The 3,301-nt window shown below is 74.9% G+C and carries 1 protein-coding gene and 1 pseudogene; both read right to left on the bottom strand.

Features of this window, described 5'->3' with window-relative positions; genetic code table 11:
* Nucleotides 1–809, bottom strand: a pseudogene (locus STRAU_RS33445) (beta-ketoacyl synthase N-terminal-like domain-containing protein); the annotation flags it as partial.
* Nucleotides 810–895: 86 nt separating this feature from the next.
* A partial coding sequence (locus STRAU_RS33450; protein WP_037663602.1) for an SDR family NAD(P)-dependent oxidoreductase occupies nt 896–3,301 on the bottom strand: 2,406 nt, incomplete at its 5' end.

The raw sequence follows: 3,301 nt of genomic DNA on the forward strand, positions 1-3,301 counted from the left end.
CGTCGGACAGCCGCTCCAGGGCGAGCAGGCCGACGCCCTCGCCCCAGCCGGTGCCGTCGGCGGCCTCGGCGAAGGGCTTGCAGCGGCCGTCGGAGGCGAGGCCGCCCTGACGGCTGAACTCCGCGAACGCGCCGGACGTGACCATCACGGCGACGCCGCCGGCCACGGCGAGGTCGCACTCGCCCTGCCGCAGCGCCTGCGCGGCGGTCGACGGTCACCGCCGGGCCTTCGAGGCCGAACACGTACGACACCCGGCCGGAGATGACGCTGGAGACGTCGCCGGTCAGCAGATAGCCGTCGACGTGGTCGGGCGACGCCATGAGGGCGGGGCCGTAGCCCTGGGCGGTGGCGCCGACGAACACTCCGGTGCGGCTGCCGCGCAGCGAGGCCGGGGGTATCCCGGCCCGCTCGAAGGTCTCCCACACGGACTCCAGGAGGAGCCGCTGCTGCGGGTCCATGGCCATGGCCTCGCGGGGCGAGATCCCGAAGAAGGCGGCGTCGAAGTCGCCCGCGTCGTAGACGAAGCCGCCTCCGCGCTCGGGGCCGTCCCGGCCTTCGGCGCCGCCGCCCAGCGCGTCGACGTCCCAGCCCCGGTCGGCGGGGAAGGCGGAGAGCGCGTCGCGCCCGTCGGCGACGAGCCGCCACAGGTCCTCGGGGCCGCGTACGGCCCCGGGGTAGCGGCAGCTCATGCCGACGATGGCGACGGGCTCGGGCTCCTCCGCCTCTGCTTCGCGCAGCCGCTGGCGCGTCTCGTGGAGGTCGGCGGTCACCCGCTTGAGGTAGTCGAGGAGCTTTTGCTGGTCCGCCATCGGAAACTCACCTGTTCGCGTAGTCACAAGAAAAACCGCACCGGTCGGCCGACCGGGCCGCGCGTCGTCGGCCCGGTCGGACTGATTCAGGACATGCCGAGCTCTTTGTCGATGAAGTCGAAGACCTCATCGGCCGACGCCGACTCGAGCCGCGAGGAGACCGCCTCGCCCTCGGCGGACTCCTCCACCTCCGCGCCCTTCCACTTCGACATCAGCGCCTCCAGGCGCATCGTGATGCGCATGCGGGAGCTGTCGTCGGGCGCGATGGAACCGAGGCCCGCCTCCAGGCGGTCCAGTTCACGCAGGGTGGAGTCCACCCCGTCGGCGTCGTCCTGGAGCAGCTCGGTACGCAGGTACTGGGCCAGGGCGACGGACGTCGGGTGGTCGAACACGAGGGTGGCGGGCAGCCGCAGCCCCGTGGTCTTGTTCAACCGGTTGCGGACCTCCACGGCCGTCAGGGAGTCGAAGCCCAGCTCCCTGAAGGCCAGGTGGGCGTCGATGGACTCCGCGCCGCTGTAGCCGAGCACGGCGGCCGCGTGCGAGCGCACGATGTCCAGCAGGATCACCTCGCGCTCGGGCTCGGTGAGCGGCGCGAGGCGGCGGCGCAGCTGGGCCGCCGCGTCGTCGCCGGTGCCCGGCTCCGCCGCGGGTTCGGCGGCGACGGACTCCAGGTACCCGCGTACCTCGGGCAGGTCGCCGATGAAGGGGCTCGTGCGGGCCGAGGTGAACGCGGGCGCGAACCGCTCCCAGTCGAGGTCGGCGACGGCGAGGAACGTCTCGTCGTACGCGACCGCCTGGGCGAGCGCGGCGACCGCGAGGCCGGGTGCCATCGGCCGGAGGCCGCGGCGGCGGAACTGCTCCTCGCCGTCGTCCCCGGCCATGCCGCCCCCGGCCCACAGGCCCCAGGCCACGGAGGTGGCGGTGAGGCCGCGGGCCCGGCGCTGCTCGGCGAGGGCGTCGAGGTGCGCGTTGGCGGCGGCGTACGCGCCCTGGCTGCCGCTGCCCCAGACGCCCGCGTTGGACGAGAACAGCACGAACGCGTCGAGTCCCGAGTCGGCGTCCAGGAGCGCGTCGAGGTGTTCGGCGCCCGCGACCTTCGCCTTCAGGACGTCGGCGATGTCGGCGGTGGTCGTCCCGTCGAGGGGCCGGCCTTGGCCGACGCCTGCGGCGTGGAAGACGGAGCGCAGGGTGTGCCCGTCCTCGGTGAGGCGGCCGAGCAGGCCCGCGACGGCGTCCCGGTCGGCGACGTCGCAGGCCGCGACGGTCACCTTGGCGCCCAACTCCTCCAGTTCCGCCTGGAGTTCGGCGGCGCCGGGCGCGTCGGGGCCACGACGGCTGGTGAGGACGAGGTGTTCGGCGCCCTCGCGGGCCAGCCAGCGCGCCACATGCCCGCCGATGGCGCCCGTGCCGCCGGTGATCAGCGCGGTGCCGCGCGGCTTCCACTGCCGCGTCTCGCCCGCGGCGAGCGGAGCCCGTACGAACCGCCGCACGAGCACGCCCGCCTGCCGCACGGCGAGCTGGTCCTCGTCCCCGGCGGTACCGGCTCCCGCGAGGATCCCGGGGAGCTGGGACGCGGCCCGCCTCTCGGGGTTCTCGGGCAGGTCGACGAGGCCGCCCCAGCGGTCCGGGCACTCCAGGGCCGCGACCCGGCCGAGGCCCCAGAGCTGTGCCTGAGCGGGACGGGCCGGCTGGTCGGCGCGGTCGGTGGCCACCGCGCCACGCGTGAGGACCCACAGGCGGGCACCGATTCCGGCGTCGCCTAGGGCCTGCACGAGGGCGACGGTGCCGACGAGCCCGGCCGGCACGACCCCGTGGGCGTCGTGCGTGCCGTGGGGGGATTCGTCGAGGCCGAGGAGGGAGACCACACCGGCGAGTCCTGTCTCGGCCGCCTCCCGCAGCCGTCCGGCCAGCGCTTCTCGGGTCGACTCCGCTGACGGCACGGACAGTTCGGCGACGTCCGCACCGGCCGCTGCCAGTGCTTCGCGTACGCCCGCCGCCCACGGGTGGGCCGCCGCGCTCTCCGGGAGTACGACCAGCCAGCGCCCGGTGAGGCCGGTGGCGGGGAGAGTGCCCGCGAGGGGCTGCCAGGTCACCTGGTAGCGCCAGCTGTCGAGCGTCGACCGCTCGCGCCGCTGCTTGCGCCACGACGACAGGACGGGAAGCACGGCGCCCAGTTCGGCCGCGGAACCGTCCTCCACGGCGAGTTCTCCGGCCAGTTGCTCCAGATCCTCCCGCTCCACGGCGTCCCAGAACCGCGACTCGACCTCGTCCGTGGCGAGCGGCGAACCGTCGCTCTGGTCCACCTGCGGGGCGAGCAGCCAGTAGTGCTCACGCTGGAAGGGGTAGGTGGGGAGGTCGACGGTGGTGCGGGTACCGGGGAAGAGGGCCTTCCAGTCCAGCTCGGCGCCGTGGGCGTGGGCCTCGGCGAGCGAGGTGAGCAGGCGGCGGGCGTCGCCCTCGTCGCGGCGCAGCGAGCCGAGGGGGGCCGCCGG

The organism is Streptomyces aurantiacus JA 4570 (genome assembly GCF_000414115.1).
Taxonomy (GTDB): Bacteria; Actinomycetota; Actinomycetes; order Streptomycetales; family Streptomycetaceae; genus Streptomyces; species Streptomyces aurantiacus_A.